Origin of the sequence: Arthrobacter russicus (genome assembly GCF_031454135.1) — a bacterium.
GTDB classification, from domain to species: Bacteria; Actinomycetota; Actinomycetes; order Actinomycetales; family Micrococcaceae; genus Renibacterium; species Renibacterium russicum.
In genome coordinates, this window is record NZ_JAVDQF010000001.1 from 879316 (window position 1) to 897527 (window position 18212).

Sequence of the window (18212 nt, forward strand, 5' to 3'; positions counted from 1 at the left end):
TGCTACAGCCTAGTGATGGCCCGGTTCGGGCACCTGGACGGTTTCCAGCGTGATCAGTCTACGTGAGTCACGTCTCGGCGAGCATACTGGTTCCCGCTGAGCGAATTCTGATCGTGCCGAACCCGGATCACTGCGGCATGCGGCCAAGCCTTTACCCGGTTGGACGGCCCGTCACCGCCGCGCCAGAACCGCCGCCAACGGCACGGCGAGATCCCCCACCGGTTCCACCACGACGTCGGCCAAACCCAGCCATTGGGCCAGCAAACCCAACTCGGCGGCAAGCTCCACTGCGGTATCGGCCGGCGCTTCGGGCTCGGCGAATGCGGTGCGCACCAGGAGCCGGCCGGCGGACCGGTCAGCTTTGAGATCGGTCCGCGCCACGATGCGGTCCCGGAGCAGGAACGGCAACACGTAGTAGCCGTGGGTGCGCTTGTGCGCCGGGGTGTAGATACCGATCCGGTAATGCATGCCGAACAGGTCCAGCAACCTGCTGCGCTCGAAAACCAACGGGTCGAAAGGGCTCAGCAAAGCCCTGGCCCGGGACGTCCGCGGGCGTGCCGCTTCCCGGTGCACGAACAATTCCGATTCCCAGCCCCGCACTGCCACCGGCTCCAAAACGCCCTCGTCGACCAGACGCCGTACCGCGGCAACCGCCGGCTTCACCGGGAGCCGGAAATAGTCCGCAAAACAACGTGCGCTGCCGATGCCGTGCGCCCGGGCCGATGCCTCGATGAGCCGGTGGATGCTCGCTTCGCGGTCATCCGGCGCTACGGAGCGCTCGGCCGACCCCAGGATCCGTCCGGTCGGCGTGTACCGGCGCTCGAATTGCTCATTTCGACCGGCAACGCCGACTTCGCCGGCGATGAACAGCTTCTCCAAAATCTGCTTCACCGGATTCCAATTCCAGCCCCAGTTTTTGCGGTCGATCTCGAATTGCTGCCCGATCCGGCTGCTCACCTGCCGTGCGGTCATCGCCCGCCCGGCTTCGAGGGTGGCCAAGATCCGCTGGGCCAGTGCGGCTTCTTCTTCATCCGGCAAGGTGTCGCCGCCGAACCAATTCCGCCGCTGCCACAACCGGATGTCCGCGAAGTGCTTCGGCTGGATGAAGCTTGCCTCGTGCGCCCAGTACTCGACCATCTTGCGGGGATGCTTATTGCTGAGTTTGTTCAGCAGGTCGCGGTCGTAGTCGCCCAAACGGGCGAAAAAGGGCAGGTAATGGCTTCGGGAGAGCACATTGACCGAATCGATCTGGACCAATTGCATCTGTTCGAAACTTTTGGCCAGAGCCCTGCTGCTCACCGGTTTCCCCGGCTTCCCTTTGGCCAGCCCTTGGGCCCCGATGGCGATCCTCCGGGCTTGGGCGAGGGTCATCGGCGAAGCAGTCGTCATAGCCAAAGCCTAAGGGTTATTCCGGACAACGAGCGTCCGTAATAGGTGGTGCCCGCTGCACTCCGACGAACGCGGCGGCGGCACGGCCGGCACCACTCGTCGTCGTCGATTTCGGATAGCGGCAAGGCTTTGGGATAGCCGAATGACGTCCATCCGACTATCCCAAAGCCATTTCGCTATCTGAAAACCGGAAAGGTCAGGACGCCGTGGCCGCCCGGTCATCCGAACGGTAGGCCAAAATCTGATCCGCGGGAACCGAATCCGCATCGGCGCAATCAGCGTCCAAAGTGATCACTCCATAAGTCCAACCGCGACGCCGGTACACCACGGATGGGGCATTGGTCGCAGAGTCCACGAAAAGATAGAAATCGTGCCCGACCAGCTCCATGTTGTCCACCGCGTCGTCGACCCCCATCGCGGTCGCCGGGAAGGTTTTCCGCCTGATCAGCACTGGGGAATCCCCAGCCGGGATGTCATTGTCGATCTCGTATTGCGAGCGCGGCTCAGCCGACTCGGCGCTTTCCGGAGCGTTCAGCAACGCCAACGGATTGGTCGGTACCGGGTCCAAAGCGGCGGTCGCCTCGCTCACCGCGATCGGCGTGTGCCTTCCGCGGTGGATCTTCTTCCGGTCCTTGGCCCTTCGCAGCCGTTCCAGGAGCTTGTTGTAGGCCACATCGAAGGCCGCGAATTTATCCCCTGCATGCGCTTCCGCGCGGATCACCGGGCCACGTCCCTGTACCGTCAATTCCACCGTGAGTTGGGTATCCGCCAACTTCGCATTCGCCTGCTTCGATACCTTCGCATCAATACGCTGAACCTTTTCGGTGAGGTGCTCCAGCTTGGAAATCTTCTCGGTAGCGTATTCGCGGAACCGGTCTGAAACAGTGAGATTGCGGCCGCTGATCATGAATTCCATAGTGCCCTCCACATGACGAAAGTGACACGACGGTCGGCTTTCGGTTCTGTTGCCAGACCGCCGACGGGTCCTGATCCTCAATGAGGTACCCGTCCATTCACGTTAGTTCAAAGCCACCATTTATTCACCCTCTGTTCGCATATATTTTCTTGGAGTTGCCTGTTCATCACAGCCCAGCCTGTGCCGGGGCACAGGACCGACGACCGCGGCGAGCACCACGGCGCCGCGGACCGCTGCCCCGGCCCCGGCCAAGGCCCGCGCCGCTTCGGCCACGGTGGCCCCGGTGGTCAGCACGTCGTCGACGATCAGACACGGTTTCCCGGCCAGAACCCGGCGCAGCCGCTTCGGCACCCGCAGGCTGCCCGCGGTCTTGGCCCGCCGCGCGGCCCCGGACATCGCCTTTTGCGGCCCGCGCAGCCAACCCCAAGGCCCGCGGCGTACTCGGCGCAACGCCGGAACCACCGGGAAGGACCCGGCTACTCCCCGGCGCCCCGCCCGGAACAGTTCCGCGAGCGGATCGAATCCGCGTCGCCGAAATCCGGCCGGGCTGCACGGTACCGGGACCAGCACGGGGGCTTGCGCCGGTGCGCCGATCAGCACGGGAAGCCCGGGAGGATCGGCCAGAACCGCTGATTCCAGGGTCCGGTCGAGCACCCGGGACAATTCGCCGGCCAGCGGCACCGCGCCATGGTCCTTGAACGCCAGGATCACCCGGGCGAGTTCCTGTTCATAACGCCCGCCGGCCAGCACCGGCAGATTGACCGTGCCGTTCGCGCCGCACAGTGCCGCAGCGAACCGCGCGGCCGGAAACGGCAGCGCGGTTCGCCGGCGCAACCGACCCGCGCAGGCTGCGCACAACAACGCGTCAGTGGCAGCACAGACGGCGCAGCAGACCGGGAAAATCAGGCCGAAAAACTGTCCCACGGCCAACGCCGCGAACCCATAACAACGGTGCCACCGGGCCCCTGGCCGGGCCCGGTGCCGGCCGATTCCGGGCGCATCCGACAGTTGCCCATCCGACAATTGCCCACCCGGCGGTTGCCCATCCGATGGTTGCCCGCGCGGCGATTGGTTGATCCCCATGCCTCCAGGATCCCTCGGCAGAATCCAGCTCGCGCGAAAAATCCCGAATCCGCCCGCGAATGTGGGGACCGCCCCGTCGTTCAGCCCGCGAAGGCCAGGTCAGAGATGCCTTTGAGGTCCGGCCGCTCCTGCCACCCGGTATTCGACTGGACGAAAACCGATCCGCTGCTGGTCTGCGCGTAGATGTCCGAAACATCGCTCGTCACATTGCCCACGCTGAGCCGTTGCATGCCGGTCAGGGCCGGCAACGGCTTCGGATCCGCACTGAGCGAAAGCTTGGTCGCCACCACGTCCCCGGTGCCCGGTGCCATCACGATCATCTTGGTCTCATCGCCCCAATAGCCGAGCGTGAAGGTCACCGTGTCGAGGAACATCCCGATCGGCACGGTGAGATCACGCGGCGGGCTGGCCAGGGAGTTGTCCTGCCGGAGAATGCCGGTCAAATGGACCTGGCTTTGCCCGGCAGCGCTGGAAACCACCATGATCCGGGTGCCATCGCGGGAGACCCGGAGCGAACTGACGGTACGCCCTTTGAGCCACTCCATGGTCAAGGTGACCGTTTGCACGGTTGCCCCGTTGTTCTGTGCGGCGTTGCTCGCGAAGACCCGCCCGGAACCATCGGCGGCGGCACTCCAGACCCAGTTCGACGGCGAAAACGACGGCGGGGTCAGCGGCACCCCGGTCATCGCGACCGACTCGGCCTTGCCCGGCGCAATCGTATAGAGCGAGGTACGGTCGCCGTTCAGGAAAGCGACCGGTCCGTCTTTGGCGAACGACGAATAGGACTGGGCTGGGACCGCCGGCTGGAGCCGGGCCACCGAAGGCATGCCCGGGATTGCGGAAATCGCGCCGTTCTCCAGATAGACGAGTTCGTTCTGGGACACCCCGATCTGCCTGCTCGGAGTCTGCGGGGCGTGGATCTGGCTGGCCTGGCTCTGCCCGGTGTCGCCGACGTCGACCGGTACCTGATCAGCGCGCATCACCACGTTGGTCACCGTGTTCAGGCCGCGGCTCAGAGTTTCGGAGAGCTGCGCCTGCATCTGTTGCCTGGCCTGCAGGCTTGCAGCTTGCAAGGGCCCTGCTGACAAATCGACGGTCGCCGTGGACGAGCTGATCGGCACGGTATCCCGGGCGAGCCGGATGCCATCCGGGAAAGCACTCGCCACCGCTCCTTTGAGATAGGGGGCCGGCCCATTGACCAGATTCCGCACGATCATCGTGGCCACCGAGTTGGAACCGCCCGGGAACCACCTGACATCCGGCACGGTGTACGTGAACGTCGGATCATAGAAGTACAACGAATACGCATTGAAAATCGTCTGGAAGTAGGCCTTGGCCAAAATCACGCCGTCCGGCAAGGAATTGATCCGCCACTCGCCGTCGACTTTCATCAACCCGAACTGGATGGTCCCGGACGGGCCCGATTCGGCCGGCGTCCGGATGCCGTCGGCATCCAGCACCGAGTCCACGTCGAGCTCGACCTTGTAGTCGTTCTCGGTGCCGTTCCGGCTGATGTTCGGCTGCCCCCGGTAGACCACGGTCCGCTGGTCGTTCTTCCAGGCGTTCGCCGCAGCTGCGGTCAAATACTTCCGGGCCACCTGGAAATTGTCCGAAAACCCGGTGGCCGCATTGATGAAGCCGTTGATGATCGCGGTCTGATCGGCGCCCGCGCTGGGCGGAACCGGCTTGAAGTTGGTGTTCTGCTGCACCTCACCGGTGGTGCTGACTTCGGATTTGGACACCGGTCCGCCGGTCGGAATCGATGCGCAGCCGGCGATCGCGGCGAGGCAGAGCAGCATCGACATGAGCACCAGGGACCCTCGGTTCCGCCGGTTCATTCGTCCGCCTCCTTCAGCTTCCCGGGATGTTCTACCGGCCCAGTCTGGACCAGATCCGCCACCGGCGCATCAGTCAGCCGGTCGAGCAGCAAATCCGAACCCCCCGGGGGCAAGCCCAAGGGCGAGTGGGTCACGTTCTGTCCGCGCTTCCGAGGCAGCGTGAGCCGGAAGCAAGCACCGGCTCCGGGTTCGCTCCACACTTCCAGCTTTCCGTTGTGCAGCCGGCTGTCCTCGGTGGCAATCGCCAATCCCAGCCCGCTGCCGCCGGTCGTTCTGGCCCGGGCCGGGTCCGCCCGCCAGAAGCGGTCGAAAACCCGGGACAATGCCACCTCGTCCATGCCGATGCCGTGGTCCCGCACGGCCAGTGCGACCACGTCGGCGTCTGCCGCGATGTAGACTTCGATCGGTTTCTGCTCCCCGTGTTCTAGCGCGTTCACCACCAGATTGCGCAGAATCCGTTCGATCCGGCGCGGATCCATTTCGACGATGCAGCTGTTCCCGGGCACCGCGGAGACCAGCCGGACCGTCGATCCGATCCGATCCGCCAGGGGCGCACTGGCTTCCAGCACCTTGTCGATCACGGTGAAGATTTCCTGCGGTTCGGAGTCGAGGACCGCAGCGCCGGCGTCGAACCGGGAGATCTCCAACAAGTCCGCGAGCAGCGCCTGGAACCGCTCGACTTGGTGGTACATCAATTCCGCTGACCTCCGGTTCACCGGGTCGAAGCTTTCCCGCGCCTCGTAGAGCACTTCCGCGGCCATCCGGACGGTGGTCAACGGGGTCCGCAATTCGTGCGAAACGTCGGAGACGAAGTTCCGTTGCATGTGCGAGAGCGTGGCCAGCTGGGTGATCTGTTCCTGCAAGGCATTGGCCATCTTGTTGAACGAGTCGGACAGCCGGGCGACTTCGTCCTCGCCTTTGACGTCCATCCGTTCGTTCAGCTCTCCGGCCGCGAGCTTCTCCGCGACCAGCGCGGCCTGGCTGACCGGCTGGACTACGTTCCGGGTCACGAACCAGGCGATTCCGGCAATCAGCACGAGCAGCAGTGCGCCAGCGATCCAGAGCACCGATTGGATGTAATTCAAGGTCTCCTGGGAGGAGTTCAAATCGTAGACGAGATAGAGTTCGTAATCGTTGTCCGCCAAAGTCACCTGCGCACCGATCGCCACGCCGGGCCTGGTGCCGGAGCTGCCCACCGGCAACGGAATGGACTTCCAGAAAAGCCCGTCCGCCTGCTGCACCGCGGCGCGCAGGTCATCCGGGATGATCGAAGCGGTCAGCCCGCCGCTGTCCAGGCTGGAGATCGGCAAGGAATTCTTCTGTCCCGGGATCGGGATCAGAATGTATTTGCGGTTGTTGCCCGAATCGCCCAGCACGAGTTCGTTGAGCGTGTACCTGGCCTGCTGGCTCAGCACCGAAGCATCCGAAGCCGGGGTGCCGTTGAACCCGGCCTGGACCGTGGCGACGCCTCGAGCGGTCTCCGCCGTGGCCTGCAGCAAACGCTCCCGGAACAGACCGGCAGCGATCTGGTTGGACAGGAAAATCCCGACGCCGCCAATCGCCACGAAAGCGACCAGGGTGGTGATCAGCACCGTCCGGAACTGCAAGGAGCGCCGCAACCTGCCGACCAGCCAGTCGATTTCCCGCTTGACCAGCACCTTCACCGATTGCCAGAGTCCCCGGACAGCTCGGCGTTCCTCAGCCATGCTGCGTCACTTCATGGTTCGCCGGGACAAGCAACTACTGGCCTGCCTTGTATCCGACTCCGCGCACGGTCAGCACCACCTCGGGGGCCTCCGGATCACGTTCTATTTTCGATCGCAGGCGCTGCACATGGACGTTCACCAACCGGGTGTCCGCGGCATGCCGGTAACCCCACACCTGTTCCAGCAGGAGTTCCCGGGTAAAAACCTGCCACGGCTTCCGGGCCAGTGCCACCAACAGGTCGAACTCCAGCGGGGTGAGCGAAATCCGTTCGTTCGCCCGGGTCACCAGATGACCCGCCACGTCGATCGTCACATCCGCGATTTTGAGCGTCTCCGGCGTCTTCTGGTCGCCAGGGCGCAACCTGGCCCGGACCCTGGCCACCAGCTCAGCCGGTTTGAAAGGCTTGGGCACGTAATCATCGGCACCCGACTCCAATCCGCGGACCACGTCCGAAGTGTCGGCCTTTGCCGTGAGCATCACGATCGGCACATCGGACTCGGCCCGGATCAACCGGCAGACTTCAATCCCGTCGATTCCCGGCAGCATCAGATCCAACAGCACCAAGTCCGGTTTGCCGGCGCGGAAAATATCCAGGGCCTGAGTGCCGTCTGCGCAGAAAAACGGCTCGAATCCGTCATTGCGCAAGACGATGCCGATCATTTCTGCCAGTGCTTCGTCGTCGTCGATCACCAAAATGCGTGCCTTCATGTCTCTATATTCGCCTATTCTCTGGACTTGTGCCCCATCGACCTGCCCGCAAGCAACAAATATCCCCGGGCGGCGACGCTCCAGCACGGACTTTTCCGGAAGTTTTCTGGGTAGGCTAGTCGGGAATGTATTGGCAGCCGGCCACGGCGACCCGATGGAGAGGGATTCTTCGCGCATGTCGATGGGAAACAACTCGACGCCAGAACCCGCACCGGGTCCGCCGCCGGCCTGGGGCCAACCACCCGCCTGGGGCCAACCCGCCCAAGGCGGGCAACCGCCCCAATGGGGCCAGGGAACCCAATGGGGCCAACCGGCCCCAGGGTGGCAGCAACCGGCATGGGGCGGCCCCGGGCTGCCGCAACCCGGACCACAGCAATATTTGGCGCCGCCGAAGCCCGGAGTGATTCCGCTGCGTCCGCTCGGCTTGGGTGAGATCCTGGACGGCGCCTTCCAAACCGCACGGCGCAATGGCCGCGCGATGTTCGGTTCGGCCCTGCTGGTACAGGCAATTTCAACGGTCCTGACCATCCTGGTGCTCGCCTTGATCGGCGGCGCTTCGCTCTTCGCGCTGTTCGCCGACGGCACCTCCGGCAACCAGGTACCCGAGTCGGTTGCCGCCAGCCTGATCGTGACCTTGCTCGGCGCAGGCGGCGTTTCGGTGATCGTTTCGGTGATCGGCACGATGGTGATGCAAGGCGTCCTGGTGATTCCGGTGATGCGCGCGACCGTGAACCGGCAAACCGGTTTCCGGCAGATGTGGCGCCTGGCAAAACCGCGGATCTGGACCTTGGTCCTGCTCGCGCTGCTCTACTCGGTGGTGGCGATACTGATGATCACGCTGCTGGGCCTGACCGCCGTCGTGCTGTTTTTGTCGATCAGCTTCATCAGCATTCCGATCAGCTTCCTGATCCTGCTGGGGTTCGCCGCCCTGGCCGTCTGGATCGGCACCAAACTGATCCTGGCGCCCGCTGCGATCGTCGTCGAGGGGCACTCGGTTTTCTCCGCCATCGGGCGATCCTGGGATCTGACCGGAGGCAATTTCTGGCGGACGTTCGGCACCTACTTCCTCGCCCAACTCATCGTCGGAGCCATTTCGGCGGTGATCAGCGTTCCGGTCGGTTTGGTGATCGGGCTGCTCTCCCAGGTACTCAACCCCAACCCGAAGCCCAGTGAAGCAATTGCCATAGCGATCATCACCCAACTGATCTCCTACCTCGTCTCGGCCTTGATCGGCGCGGTCGCACTGGCCTTCCAAACCGGCGTCCTGGCCTTGCTCTACGTCGATCTCCGGATGCGCAAGGAAGGCTTCGACCTAGCCCTGCTCAAGGACCTGGAAAGCACCGATGCGGCCGCCCAGGACGGCATTCCCGGGGCTCCGGTGAACGCGGCGGCGCCGCCTCCTGCGAGTTGGCCCGGCACATGATTCCCAGCCCAGCCGTGGCTGTCCGCAGCCTGGACGTTCCGGTGGATCCCGACGCCGAGCAAGCCAGGCAGTGGGCGGTCGACGAGCTTTCCAAACAGCCCTATCAAGCTGCCAAGCCCGGCCTGTTCCAGCAAATCTGGCAGTCGATCGTCGATTTCTTCAACAATTTGGTCTCCGGACTGCAGAACTTCACCGGTGCCGACGGCGGCGTGATCGGCACAGTCCTGGTGCTCGTCGTCATTTCGTTCATTGCCGCGTTGATTTTCCTGCTCCGCCCCCGTTTGCTCCATCGGAACAAACCGGATGCTGACGTCTTCGAAGCCGAGCCGGCTTTGAGCGCAGCGGAACACCGGCAGCGTGCAGCGGCGGCAGCGGCTGCCGGAGACTATGACAATGCGGTCGCCGAACTCTTCCGCGCACTGGTCCGGGCCGCCGAGGAACGGGTGGTGATCGACCCGCAACCGGGCCGGACCGCTGACGAGGTGGTGCGCGGATTGGCCGCTGCCTTCGGTTCCGAGGCCGGCCGGTTGCGCCGGGCCGCCGCCTTGTTCAACCGGGTCCGCTATGCCGTGCACCAGCCCGGAACCGCGATGGCCGGGGCATCCGATTACCAGTGGATGCAGGGCCTCGACGAATCATTGCGCCAACTCCGCCCCGCCCACGACGAGGCACGGCTCGATTGGGTGGCCCCGCAATGAGCGCCCTGACCGAGCAACCGATCGGAAGCCAGGGGCCGTCCGATGCCGGCGGCACCCCGACAACCGCAGCCGGCCGATTCCGCAGCTGGCTGCGCCGATCGCGGTTCTGGCTGATCGTCGGCGGCGTCTTCTTGCTGGTTTGCGCTTTCGCACTGAGCAGCACCTTGGGCAATCCGGCGCGCTCCGCACTGGATCTCGCAGCCACGAATCCCGCCCCGAACGGCGCCATGGCCGCTGCCGAGATCCTCCAGCGCAACGGCGTCGGCCTGACTCGGACGGACAGCCTGAGCGACACGCTGAACACGCTCGCCGCCGCGGGAGCCGCTGAAACGACCGTGCTCGTCTATGACCCGAAAAGCTTCCTGAACGCGGACCAGGCCGGCCAGTTGCGCAGCTCCGGGGCGCGTTTGGTCGCCATCGCACCGGGACCATTGACGCTCGCTGCCCTGAACCCCCAGGTCAAATCGGCGGGCCGGCTACAGGCTGACCCGGCCCGGCCCCAGGTGCCGGCCGGCTGCGGCAATCCCGACGCGATGGCCGCCGGCAGCATCGATCCGGGATCGAGCAATCAGTTCACCGGCCCGACCTCCTGTTTCGGCGGAATCGTCGCGCAGAACCAGGACGGCCGGTTCACCGCCGTCGGCAGCACCGGATTGTTCCGCAACGATGGTTTGGCCAAATCCGGCAATGCCGCTCTGGCGCTCCGCCTGCTGGGCAAGGATCGGAACCTGGTCTGGTATTTGCCCAGCGTGAAAGACCTGGCCAGCAGTGATGGCCAACCTTCGCTGAGCGATCTGCAACCGGCTTGGTTGGCCCCGCTGGGAGTCTGGTTGCTGATCGTCGGGATCCTGGCGGTGCTCTGGCGCGGACGCCGCGACGGTCCGCTGGTCGAGGAACCGCTCCCGGTCTCGGTCAAGGCATCGGAAACCGTTCTGGGCCGGGCCCGGCTGTACCAGGACGGCCGCGCCCTGGCGCAAGCCGCGGACAATCTCCGCGCCGCGGCCCTGCAACGACTGGCGATCCGGTTCCGGATCGGTCGGGAGGCCAGCGCCGACGCCGTCGTGCTGGCTGTGCTGGAACACTCTGCGCTGCCCGAAGCGGAGGTGCGCAGAATCCTGCAACCGGCCAAGCCGGCTTCGGAGAGCCAATTTTTGATCTGGGCGCAACGACTGGAAACGCTCGAACGCGAAGTAGAAAGGGAACCCTAAAGCATGAGCGAACACCCGCTGCCGGAAACCGATGGAGCCGAACCGCTCGGCGCTGGGCTTGGTGAGGCAGGCCGGCGAAGCCAGCTCGCCGCCGACTCCGGCTCCAGCCCGCACCCGGAGTTGCAGGCCCTGCTCGCAGTGCGTGCCGAGGTCGCCAAGGCGGTCGTCGGCCAAGACGCCACCGTGACCGGAATGCTGATCGGCTTGCTCGCGCGCGGGCACGTCCTGCTCGAAGGCGTGCCCGGGGTCGCCAAAACGCTCCTGGTCCGGGCGCTCTCCACGGCGTTGAGCCTGGATACCAAACGGGTCCAGTTCACCCCCGACCTGATGCCCGGAGATGTCACCGGTTCCTTGGTTTACGACAACCACTCCGCAGCCTTCAGCTTCCGCGAAGGGCCGGTGTTCACCAACATCCTGCTCGCCGACGAAATCAACCGCACTCCCCCGAAAACCCAAGCTTCGCTGCTCGAGGCGATGGAAGAACACCAGGTCTCAGTCGATGGCGTGAGCCGTCCGCTGCCGACTCCGTTCATGGTGGCCGCCACGCAGAATCCGGTGGAGTACGAAGGCACCTACCCGCTCCCGGAAGCCCAGTTGGACCGGTTCCTGCTCAAACTCACCATGCCGCTGCCCGGCCGGGAGGAAGAAATCGAAGTGATCCGCCGGCACAGTGTGGGTTTCGACCCCCGGGACCTCAAAGCCGCGGGGATCCGGCCGGTGGCCGGAGCCGACGAGCTGGCCGCCGCGCGCGCTGCGGTCAATGCGGTGGGGATCTCGCCCGAGGTCACCGCCTACATCGTGGACCTGGTCCGGGCCACCCGGGCCGCGCCTTCCTTCCAACTCGGAGTTTCGCCGCGCGGCGCCACCGCGCTGCTGAACACCTCACGGGCTTGGGCTTGGCTGTCCGGACGCAACTTCGTCACTCCGGACGACGTCAAAGCGCTCACCCTGCCCGCACTCCGGCATCGAGTGGCGCTGCGTCCCGAAGCGCATATGGACGGCGTTCAGGTGGACGGCGTGCTGGCCAGCATTCTGGCCACTGTGCCGGTTCCCCGTTAGGCCGCAATGGCCATCACCGGACGATTCGTCCTGATCGCCCTGATCGGCGCCTTGCCGATCGTGTTGTTCCCGCAGCCCACGACACTGCTGGTCTGGGCCTTGCTCCTGCTGCTGGCATTGCTCGTGGATTTGTTCGCCGCCGCCTCCCCCCGGCGCTTGCGATTCGCGCGGCAGCTTCCGCAATCGGTGCGTTTGGATGAAACCTGTGATTCCGCATTGCTCGTGGCGAATGACGGGAACCGGACCTTGCGCGCCCGGATCAAAGACGGTTGGCAGCCTTCCGCCGGAGTGCAGCACGAACGGCACACCGTGTCGATTCCAGCGCACGAAAGACGTCGCTTGGCTGCCCCCTTGCGCCCGGTCCGGCGCGGCGATCTGCACACGGCAACCGTGACCGTACGTTCTTTCGGTCCGCTGGGCCTGGCCGCACGGCAGCTCACCGTGCCAGTCCCCGGCACTTTGCGGGTGCTACCGCCGTTCCGGGCGAAGCGGCATCTTCCCTCGAAGCTGCGCCGATTGCGCGAGCTCGACGGCCGGGCCGCGGTGCAGATCCGCGGCGCCGGAACCGAGTTCGATTCGCTGCGCGACTATGTGCGCGGCGACGACATCCGTTCCATCGATTGGCGGGCCACAGCCCGACGGCAGGCCATCGTGGTGCGCACCTGGCGGCCGGAACGCGACCGCCGGGTGGTCATCCTGATGGACACGTCCCGGACATCGGCCGCGCGGATCGCGGACGAACCGCGCTTGGACACCGAGATCGAAGCCGCGTTATTGCTCGCGGTCCTCGCCGAGCGCGGCGGCGACCGGGTGGACTTCCTGGCCTTCGACCGCAGAGCCCGGGCCCGGGTCGCCTCGAGCCAGAAAAGCAATCTGCTCGCGGCCCTGGTCCAGGCGATGGCACCGCTGCAATCCGAATTGATCGAACTCGACTGGTCTCAGATTCCGGCGCAGGTCAACGGCATCTCGGCACACCGCTCGCTGGTCGTGCTGCTGACCTCATTGGACTCCGGCTCTGCCGAGGCCGGTTTGTTGCCGACGGTCGGGCAGCTCGCCCAAAAACACGTCGTGGTAGTGGCCGCGGTGCTCGATCCGTTGCTTTCGACCATGCGCGCGCAACGCGATACCGGCACCGAGGCCTTTCGTGCTGCATCCGCGGAACGGGCCATCTTGGACCGCGCCGCAGTCAGCGCGCAGCTCAAACAGCTCGGCGCCGAAGTGGTCGACGCGGAACCGGCCGAACTGCCGCCGAGGCTGGCCGACATGTACATCAGGCTCAAAGCCGCCGGGCGGCTTTGAGCCGATCCGCTGAATCCGCGCCGCCTGAGCGTGCCGCATCGAATCTGCCCTGCTTCAAATCTGCTCTGCTTCAAATCTGCTCTGGGCGGATAACGTTTGCGCTCGCCGGGCTTCGCCCTAGGCTGGAGCCATGGTTGAACCACTTTTGCGCTCGGTGCACGGCGAGGCGCTGCGACGCGCGCGACGGCGACAAGGACGCACCCTCGACGAAGTCGCCGGGAGCGCCGGCATCTCGACCCAGTATTTGTCCGAAATCGAGCGTGGCCGCAAAGAGCCGTCGTCGGAAATCCTGGCTGCGGTCTGCCGGGCCCTGGGCTGGAACCTGTTGACTCTCACGCTTGCGGCACAGCGGCGGTACCTGGAACTCGGCCACATTGTCCAGAACCCGGAAACCCCGACGGCGCTTGGCGTTCTGCCGGGCCCGGCAGAAAGACCGGTCCGGGAAACCGCCCACAGTCCGGCGGCGTATCAGCTCCGGGCAGCCTGAGCCCGATTCTTGCGCGAGCCGATGATCGCATCGGCCAAGCCGTAATCCACGGCTTCCTGCGCCGTGAAGATCTTGTCCCGCAAAGTGTCTTTGCGCAGCACCTCCAAAGATTGCCCGGTGCGCTCGGCGAGCACCTCTTCCACTTGCGCCCGGACCCTGGCCATCTCCCGGGCATGCACGGACAGATCGGCCAACGTCCCACGGCCCTGTCCGGAAGGCTGGTGCAGCAGGACCCTGGCATGCGCCAACAAGCTCCGTTTGCCCTTCGCCCCGGCCGCGAGCAGAACCGCCGAGGCCGACGCCGCCTGCCCCATGCAGACCGTGGCCACTTCCGGCCGGATGAAGTCCATGGTGTCCAAAATCGCCATCAACGCAGTATGCGAACCGCCGGGCGAATTGATGTAGAGGTAGATGTCTTCATCCGGATTGTCCGATTCCAGGAAAATCAATTGCGCCATGATCACATTGGCCACGTCGTCGTCGATCTCGGACCCGATGAACACGATCCGGTCCCGCACCAGCCGGGAGAAGACGTCGTAACTGCGTTCCCCGAACGGGGTTTTCTCGACCACCGTGGGAATCGTGTAGTGGCTCATAGCCCGGCCTTCCGCTGCGGCACGCATTGCAGTTCTGTCGAACTGCCGATGATCTGGTCGACCATTCCGTAATCGAGGGCTTCCCGGGCGGAGAACCAATGGTCCCGGTCGCTGTCACGTTCGATTTCCGCCACGGTATGGCCGGTGTGGAACGCGAGCAGCCCATTGACCGTGTCTTCGATCTCCCGCAAATTCCGTTCTTGGATTTCCACGTCGGCGGTGGTTCCTTGGATCCCGGCCGAACCCTGGTGCATCAGAATCCTGGTGTGCGGCAGGCTGAACCGCTTGCCATGCGTGCCGGCACACAGCAGGATCTGCCCCATGCTCGCGGAAAGGCCCATCGCCAAGGTGCTGACATCATTGGGGATCATCGCCATGGTGTCGTAGATCGCCATGCCGGCCATCACCGAACCGCCCGGTGAGTTGATGAACAGACTGATGTCCGCCTTCGGGTCTTCGGCGGAAAGCAACAGCAGTTGCGAGACGATCCGATTGGCCACCGCATCGTCGACTTCGCTGCCGAGCAGGATGATCCGCTGATGCAACAGCCGCAAGGACAATTGCTCGTCGAGCGAGCCGGAAAGTGGAATTGTTTGTGCGCTCATGGCATCAGCGTGCCAGCCGGATGCCGGCCCAGGAAGGATTCGCTGCCCAGGGCAGATCTGCCCTGGGTTGATCGGCCGCCGCAGCAAGGGGCGCGATTACGATAGCCTCGAGAGATGCAGTTCGACTACGCCGCCACGGCGATGCGCCCCGCCTGGTCCGATCTGCCCGAGGCGGTCCGCGCCGGAATCGAAGGCAATATCGCTGCTCCGGTCAACCACAGCGCGATCGCGGCCGGTGGTTTCACCCCGGGGTTCGCCGCGGTGCTCAACCAGCACTGGTTCGTCAAAGCAGCACCGGCCACGGTGCCCTGGCTGTTCCGCGCCTACCGCCGGGAAGCCGAGGTTGCAGCAGTTTTGCCGACCGGCCTGCCCATGCCGGAATTCCGCGGTGCCGCGCAGCTGGACGATGGCGGCACAACCTGGCAGTTGTTGTTCTTCGCTGCGGAGTCCGGAACTGTTCCGGGCAATCCTTGGACCGATTCGGCGCTCGATGCGATCGAATCGGCGCTCCTCCTGGTCGATACCGAGTTGACTCCGGCACCCGTCGGGCTGGAACCCGAAGATTTGGCCAGGACCTGGCGGGAGCATCCTCGGCTCGACGAGGTATTCCCCGCTCCGATGCCGGACTTCGTGCCGGACCTCAGCGTAGCCGGGAGATCTGAATTGCAGACTCTGCTCTGCGGCGCGCCGACCGCTCTGGCCGGTGAAAGCCTGCTGCACAATGATCTGCGCCCGGACAATATCTTGCTGACCGAGCGTGGTGCTTTGTTCTGCGATTGGAACTATTTGGCCAGGGGCCCGCGCTGGGCGGATTGGGTCGTGATGCTGGCGTACGCCCGGTTCGACGGGCTTGACGTGGCGGACCGGCTCGTCGGATCGGCCTTGAGTCGGGATGCCGACCCAGAACACATCGATTCGTGGCTCGCCTTGCTCCTGGCCTACATGTTGCAGGCCGGAGGCCAAGCTGAGATCGCAGATTCCCCGGCACTGCGCGGGCATCAGAAGTTCAGCGCCGGGATGCTTCTGGATTGGTTGATCGAACGGCGGGACCTGTCATGAGCCGCCCGGCGCACCGACCTCGGCCGACCAGCGTATACCAGCAGGCCATGGGTGCGGATTTCCAAGCCTTGCAACCGGAGTTGCAGGAGTATTTTTCACTCACTCCAGGCTCGGGCTTTTACGGACTCGGAACCGGCCGCTTCGACGTCGTCGGCTGCCCGCAGCGTTGGCTCCGGCCGTTGCTGGCATTGAACGCCGCGGAAGAGGCGTTTTTCCCCGAGTACGGTGAAAACATCCCGTTCGAAGTGCAGAACCACGCCCATGCTGACCCCTTCGGCCGGGCCAGTCTGACCACGGTGCGGACGATCCAATTCCCTGCTGCCGACCGGATTTTCCAGGACACCACCAGCCTGACCCCGCGGGGCCTGGTCGATTACCTGGGCCGACGCCGAAGGCTCGCCACGGATCTGCATCCCGAGGTCGGTCCGGGCCGGAGCCTGCGCGCGATTTCGACGTCGAGCCGGTTCTTCGGCGGGAACCTCCGGTTAGGCCTGCCCGGCGGTTTGGACGCGACTGCCTATATGGAGCAGAAATGGGATCCGGCCAGCAACCAGCACCGGATCCAAGTCAAGGTCTTGCACCGGATGCTGGGCGTTCTGCTGGTCTATTCCGGCGGCTTCGATTACCGGCTGGTCCCCTATCCCAGGCACGAGGCCGCGGCCCACGGGGTACCGGACTCGCTCCCGCTGCAAGTCCGGCCGGACCGGTGGGAGCCCCGCGTCTAGCCGGAGCGCACTCAGCCGGCCTCGGCCAGTTCCTGCAACGCCTCGACAGTATCGGTCAGATCGGCCAGCACGCGTTTTGCCTGCTGCGACGACAGGGCGGAAAGCTCCTTGGCTTCGGTCAGCCGGAGGGCGTTCAGCCGCGCACCGGGCAATCCCACGTTCCGCCAGCCCCGCCAGATCTGTTGTGCGGCTGAACCCGCAGCACCCGGCGGAGCCGCCAGCTGGATGTTTTTGCCCGATTCGACCAGCGCCGCGACGGATTCCCAGTCCGCGGCACCCCAAGCTTCGGTGCCCGGGCCCAGTAGACCGACCGAATCGGCCGGCGCCAGAATCGTCGGCGCGGCTTCGGACACCGGTATTGCGAAGAGAAGTTCGTCGGCACCGGCGGCACGGGCGGCTTCGGCGATGGACTGCCATGCCGCCCGGACCTCGGTCGCGGCGATGGCGCGCACGGTGCGATAGCCGCTCGCCGTCGGCACCTTGCCGCCGAGCACCTCGGCGATCGCCGGCTCCTCGAGTTGTACCGAAACCAGCGCTCCCGGGACCGCCGCCCGCACCGCCGCAAGATGCCCGGCCAGTCCCGCAGCGAGCGACTCCGTCAGCTCCCGGCGGGCGCCGTGGTCGATGAGCAACTTTTCACCCAGTGGCAAATGCAGCGCGGCGGCCAGGCTGAGCGGTCCCAACAGCTGGGTCTTGATCCGTGGCACCGCAGCACCCAGGGTTCCGGCCGCATCGGCCAGCGCATTGACGTCGGAGGCCAAAAAGTTCCGGGCCCGGCGTGCATCCGCACCGGGTCGCTGCACCAAGCGCCAGCCGAAGGACTGCACGTCGACGGGCAGGTCCACCAGCATCGCAGCCGTCCGGCCGACCATTTCGGCTCCGGTACCGCGTCCGGGCAGCGCTGGAAGAACCGGAAGCTGTGGTGCGGCCAATTCACCGAGGATTACCCGGCAAGCCTCCAACGTGTCCTCGCCGGGCCAAAGCCCGGCAGCCGTGGCAGTCGGCTCAGTCATCTGAATTGTGCGTCTGGGATATCGCCTGGTGGTTGCGGATGACCTCGGAGATGATGAAATTCAGGAACTTCTCCGCAAAAGCCGGGTCGAGTTGCGCCTGGGCCGCGAGATCGCGCAAGCGGCCGATCTGCGCCAGTTCCCGGTCCGGGTCTCCGGCAGGCAGCTGATACCGGGCCTTGAGCACGCCGACCCGCTGGGTCGCTTTGAACCGCTCCGCGAGCAAATGCACCAACGCCGCGTCGAAATTGTCGATGCTGGAACGGACCGCCAGCAATTCCTGCATGACTTCCGGGGCCACCTGGCCGGACAGCGAACTGGCAGCTGGGTCGAATTCCTCGTAGTGCGCGCTCATGGTTCCAGTCTACGGATGCCGGCCCCCGAACTACGATCCGTGACGGG

General features: G+C 65.2%; 18 protein-coding genes. 8 read left to right on the forward strand and 10 right to left on the reverse strand.

What is annotated here, in order from left to right; genetic code table 11:
• Window positions 1–171: 171 nt before the first annotated feature.
• From JOE69_RS04155 to mtrA, 6 genes are all read right to left on the reverse strand, one after another.
• Entirely contained in the window at window positions 172–1389 is a 1218-nt protein-coding gene (locus JOE69_RS04155) for a winged helix-turn-helix domain-containing protein (RefSeq protein WP_309796323.1), read from the reverse strand.
• A gap of 196 nt (window positions 1390–1585) precedes the next feature.
• On the reverse strand, window positions 1586–2305 hold the full coding sequence (hpf, locus tag JOE69_RS04160) for a ribosome hibernation-promoting factor, HPF/YfiA family (RefSeq protein WP_309796325.1): 720 nt from the start codon (window positions 2303–2305) through the stop codon (window positions 1586–1588).
• Between the two features lie 120 nt (window positions 2306–2425).
• On the reverse strand, window positions 2426–3388 hold the full coding sequence (locus JOE69_RS04165; protein ID WP_309796327.1) for a ComF family protein: 963 nt from the start codon (window positions 3386–3388) through the stop codon (window positions 2426–2428).
• 80 nt (window positions 3389–3468) lie between these two features.
• Window positions 3469–5226, reverse strand: coding sequence for an LpqB family beta-propeller domain-containing protein (locus JOE69_RS04170; protein WP_309796329.1), 1758 nt, complete (start codon window positions 5224–5226; stop codon window positions 3469–3471).
• Complete coding sequence (gene mtrB, locus JOE69_RS04175; RefSeq protein WP_309796331.1) at window positions 5223–6932, reverse strand: MtrAB system histidine kinase MtrB; 1710 nt, start codon at window positions 6930–6932, stop codon at window positions 5223–5225. The genes JOE69_RS04170 and mtrB overlap by 4 nt, the downstream gene beginning before the upstream one ends.
• Window positions 6933–6966: 34 nt before the next feature.
• Window positions 6967–7641: an MtrAB system response regulator MtrA gene (gene mtrA, locus JOE69_RS04180; protein ID WP_296365012.1), complete on the reverse strand. Its 675-nt coding sequence runs from the start codon at window positions 7639–7641 to the stop codon at window positions 6967–6969.
• A 175-nt stretch (window positions 7642–7816) separates the two neighbouring features.
• Between mtrA and JOE69_RS04185 the strand changes: the two genes are divergently transcribed.
• The 6 genes from JOE69_RS04185 (at window position 7817) to JOE69_RS04210 (ending at window position 13815) form a co-directional block, all read left to right on the forward strand.
• Window positions 7817–9064 (forward strand): glycerophosphoryl diester phosphodiesterase membrane domain-containing protein, encoded by a 1248-nt coding sequence (locus JOE69_RS04185; protein ID WP_309796332.1) that lies wholly within the window; start codon window positions 7817–7819, stop codon window positions 9062–9064.
• On the forward strand, window positions 9061–9762 hold the full coding sequence (locus JOE69_RS04190) for a DUF4129 domain-containing protein (RefSeq protein WP_309796334.1): 702 nt from the start codon (window positions 9061–9063) through the stop codon (window positions 9760–9762). The genes JOE69_RS04185 and JOE69_RS04190 overlap by 4 nt, the downstream gene beginning before the upstream one ends.
• A complete protein-coding gene (locus JOE69_RS04195; protein ID WP_309796335.1) occupies window positions 9759–10970 on the forward strand; it encodes a DUF4350 domain-containing protein in 1212 nt (403 codons plus the stop codon). Before JOE69_RS04190 ends, JOE69_RS04195 begins: the two co-directional genes overlap by 4 nt.
• A 3-nt stretch (window positions 10971–10973) precedes the next feature.
• On the forward strand, window positions 10974–12029 hold the full coding sequence (locus JOE69_RS04200; RefSeq protein ID WP_309796337.1) for an AAA family ATPase: 1056 nt from the start codon (window positions 10974–10976) through the stop codon (window positions 12027–12029).
• 6 nt (window positions 12030–12035) lie between these two features.
• Window positions 12036–13328, forward strand: coding sequence for a DUF58 domain-containing protein (locus JOE69_RS04205; RefSeq protein WP_309796339.1), 1293 nt, complete (start codon window positions 12036–12038; stop codon window positions 13326–13328).
• Window positions 13329–13458: 130 nt separating this feature from the next.
• A complete protein-coding gene (locus JOE69_RS04210) occupies window positions 13459–13815 on the forward strand; it encodes a helix-turn-helix domain-containing protein (protein ID WP_309796341.1) in 357 nt (118 codons plus the stop codon).
• On the opposite strand, the gene JOE69_RS04215 is transcribed toward JOE69_RS04210, so the two are convergent.
• Complete coding sequence (locus JOE69_RS04215; RefSeq protein ID WP_296365024.1) at window positions 13797–14411, reverse strand: ATP-dependent Clp protease proteolytic subunit; 615 nt, start codon at window positions 14409–14411, stop codon at window positions 13797–13799. The two genes, JOE69_RS04210 and JOE69_RS04215, sit on opposite strands and share 19 nt — an antisense overlap.
• Window positions 14408–15016, reverse strand: a complete 609-nt coding sequence (locus JOE69_RS04220; RefSeq protein WP_309796343.1) for a ClpP family protease — start codon at window positions 15014–15016, stop codon at window positions 14408–14410. The genes JOE69_RS04215 and JOE69_RS04220 overlap by 4 nt, the downstream gene beginning before the upstream one ends.
• Window positions 15017–15130: 114 nt before the next feature.
• Here JOE69_RS04220 and JOE69_RS04225 point away from each other — a divergent pair, with 114 nt between their 5' ends.
• Window positions 15131–16075, forward strand: coding sequence for a phosphotransferase (locus tag JOE69_RS04225; RefSeq protein ID WP_309796346.1), 945 nt, complete (start codon window positions 15131–15133; stop codon window positions 16073–16075).
• Window positions 16072–16800 carry a DUF4166 domain-containing protein gene (locus JOE69_RS04230; protein WP_296365030.1) on the forward strand — a complete coding sequence of 243 codons (729 nt, stop codon included), beginning with the start codon at window positions 16072–16074 and terminating at the stop codon, window positions 16798–16800. Before JOE69_RS04225 ends, JOE69_RS04230 begins: the two co-directional genes overlap by 4 nt.
• Before the next feature lie 11 nt (window positions 16801–16811).
• Here the strand turns inward: JOE69_RS04230 and JOE69_RS04235 are convergent, their stop codons facing one another.
• On the reverse strand, window positions 16812–17813 hold the full coding sequence (locus JOE69_RS04235) for a uroporphyrinogen decarboxylase/cobalamine-independent methonine synthase family protein (protein WP_309796349.1): 1002 nt from the start codon (window positions 17811–17813) through the stop codon (window positions 16812–16814).
• Window positions 17806–18165 (reverse strand): chorismate mutase, encoded by a 360-nt coding sequence (locus JOE69_RS04240; protein WP_296365034.1) that lies wholly within the window; start codon window positions 18163–18165, stop codon window positions 17806–17808. The genes JOE69_RS04235 and JOE69_RS04240 overlap by 8 nt, the downstream gene beginning before the upstream one ends.
• Between the last annotated feature and the right edge of the window lie 47 nt (window positions 18166–18212).

Coding starts and splice junctions, on each gene's coding strand:
- mtrB (WP_309796331.1), bottom strand. CDS start 6,932: ATGGCTGAGGAACGCCGAGCTGTCCGGGGACTCTGGCAATCGGTGAAG.
- hpf (WP_309796325.1), bottom strand. CDS start 2,305: ATGGAATTCATGATCAGCGGCCGCAATCTCACTGTTTCAGACCGGTTC.
- JOE69_RS04220 (WP_309796343.1), bottom strand. CDS start 15,016: ATGAGCGCACAAACAATTCCACTTTCCGGCTCGCTCGACGAGCAATTG.
- JOE69_RS04155 (WP_309796323.1), bottom strand. CDS start 1,389: ATGACGACTGCTTCGCCGATGACCCTCGCCCAAGCCCGGAGGATCGCC.
- JOE69_RS04230 (WP_296365030.1), top strand. CDS start 16,072: ATGAGCCGCCCGGCGCACCGACCTCGGCCGACCAGCGTATACCAGCAG.
- JOE69_RS04225 (WP_309796346.1), top strand. CDS start 15,131: ATGCAGTTCGACTACGCCGCCACGGCGATGCGCCCCGCCTGGTCCGAT.
- JOE69_RS04240 (WP_296365034.1), bottom strand. CDS start 18,165: ATGAGCGCGCACTACGAGGAATTCGACCCAGCTGCCAGTTCGCTGTCC.
- JOE69_RS04185 (WP_309796332.1), top strand. CDS start 7,817: ATGTCGATGGGAAACAACTCGACGCCAGAACCCGCACCGGGTCCGCCG.
- JOE69_RS04195 (WP_309796335.1), top strand. CDS start 9,759: ATGAGCGCCCTGACCGAGCAACCGATCGGAAGCCAGGGGCCGTCCGAT.
- JOE69_RS04205 (WP_309796339.1), top strand. CDS start 12,036: ATGGCCATCACCGGACGATTCGTCCTGATCGCCCTGATCGGCGCCTTG.
- JOE69_RS04210 (WP_309796341.1), top strand. CDS start 13,459: ATGGTTGAACCACTTTTGCGCTCGGTGCACGGCGAGGCGCTGCGACGC.
- JOE69_RS04215 (WP_296365024.1), bottom strand. CDS start 14,411: ATGAGCCACTACACGATTCCCACGGTGGTCGAGAAAACCCCGTTCGGG.
- mtrA (WP_296365012.1), bottom strand. CDS start 7,641: ATGAAGGCACGCATTTTGGTGATCGACGACGACGAAGCACTGGCAGAA.
- JOE69_RS04200 (WP_309796337.1), top strand. CDS start 10,974: ATGAGCGAACACCCGCTGCCGGAAACCGATGGAGCCGAACCGCTCGGC.
- JOE69_RS04235 (WP_309796349.1), bottom strand. CDS start 17,813: ATGACTGAGCCGACTGCCACGGCTGCCGGGCTTTGGCCCGGCGAGGAC.
- JOE69_RS04190 (WP_309796334.1), top strand. CDS start 9,061: ATGATTCCCAGCCCAGCCGTGGCTGTCCGCAGCCTGGACGTTCCGGTG.
- JOE69_RS04165 (WP_309796327.1), bottom strand. CDS start 3,388: ATGGGGATCAACCAATCGCCGCGCGGGCAACCATCGGATGGGCAACCG.
- JOE69_RS04170 (WP_309796329.1), bottom strand. CDS start 5,226: ATGAACCGGCGGAACCGAGGGTCCCTGGTGCTCATGTCGATGCTGCTC.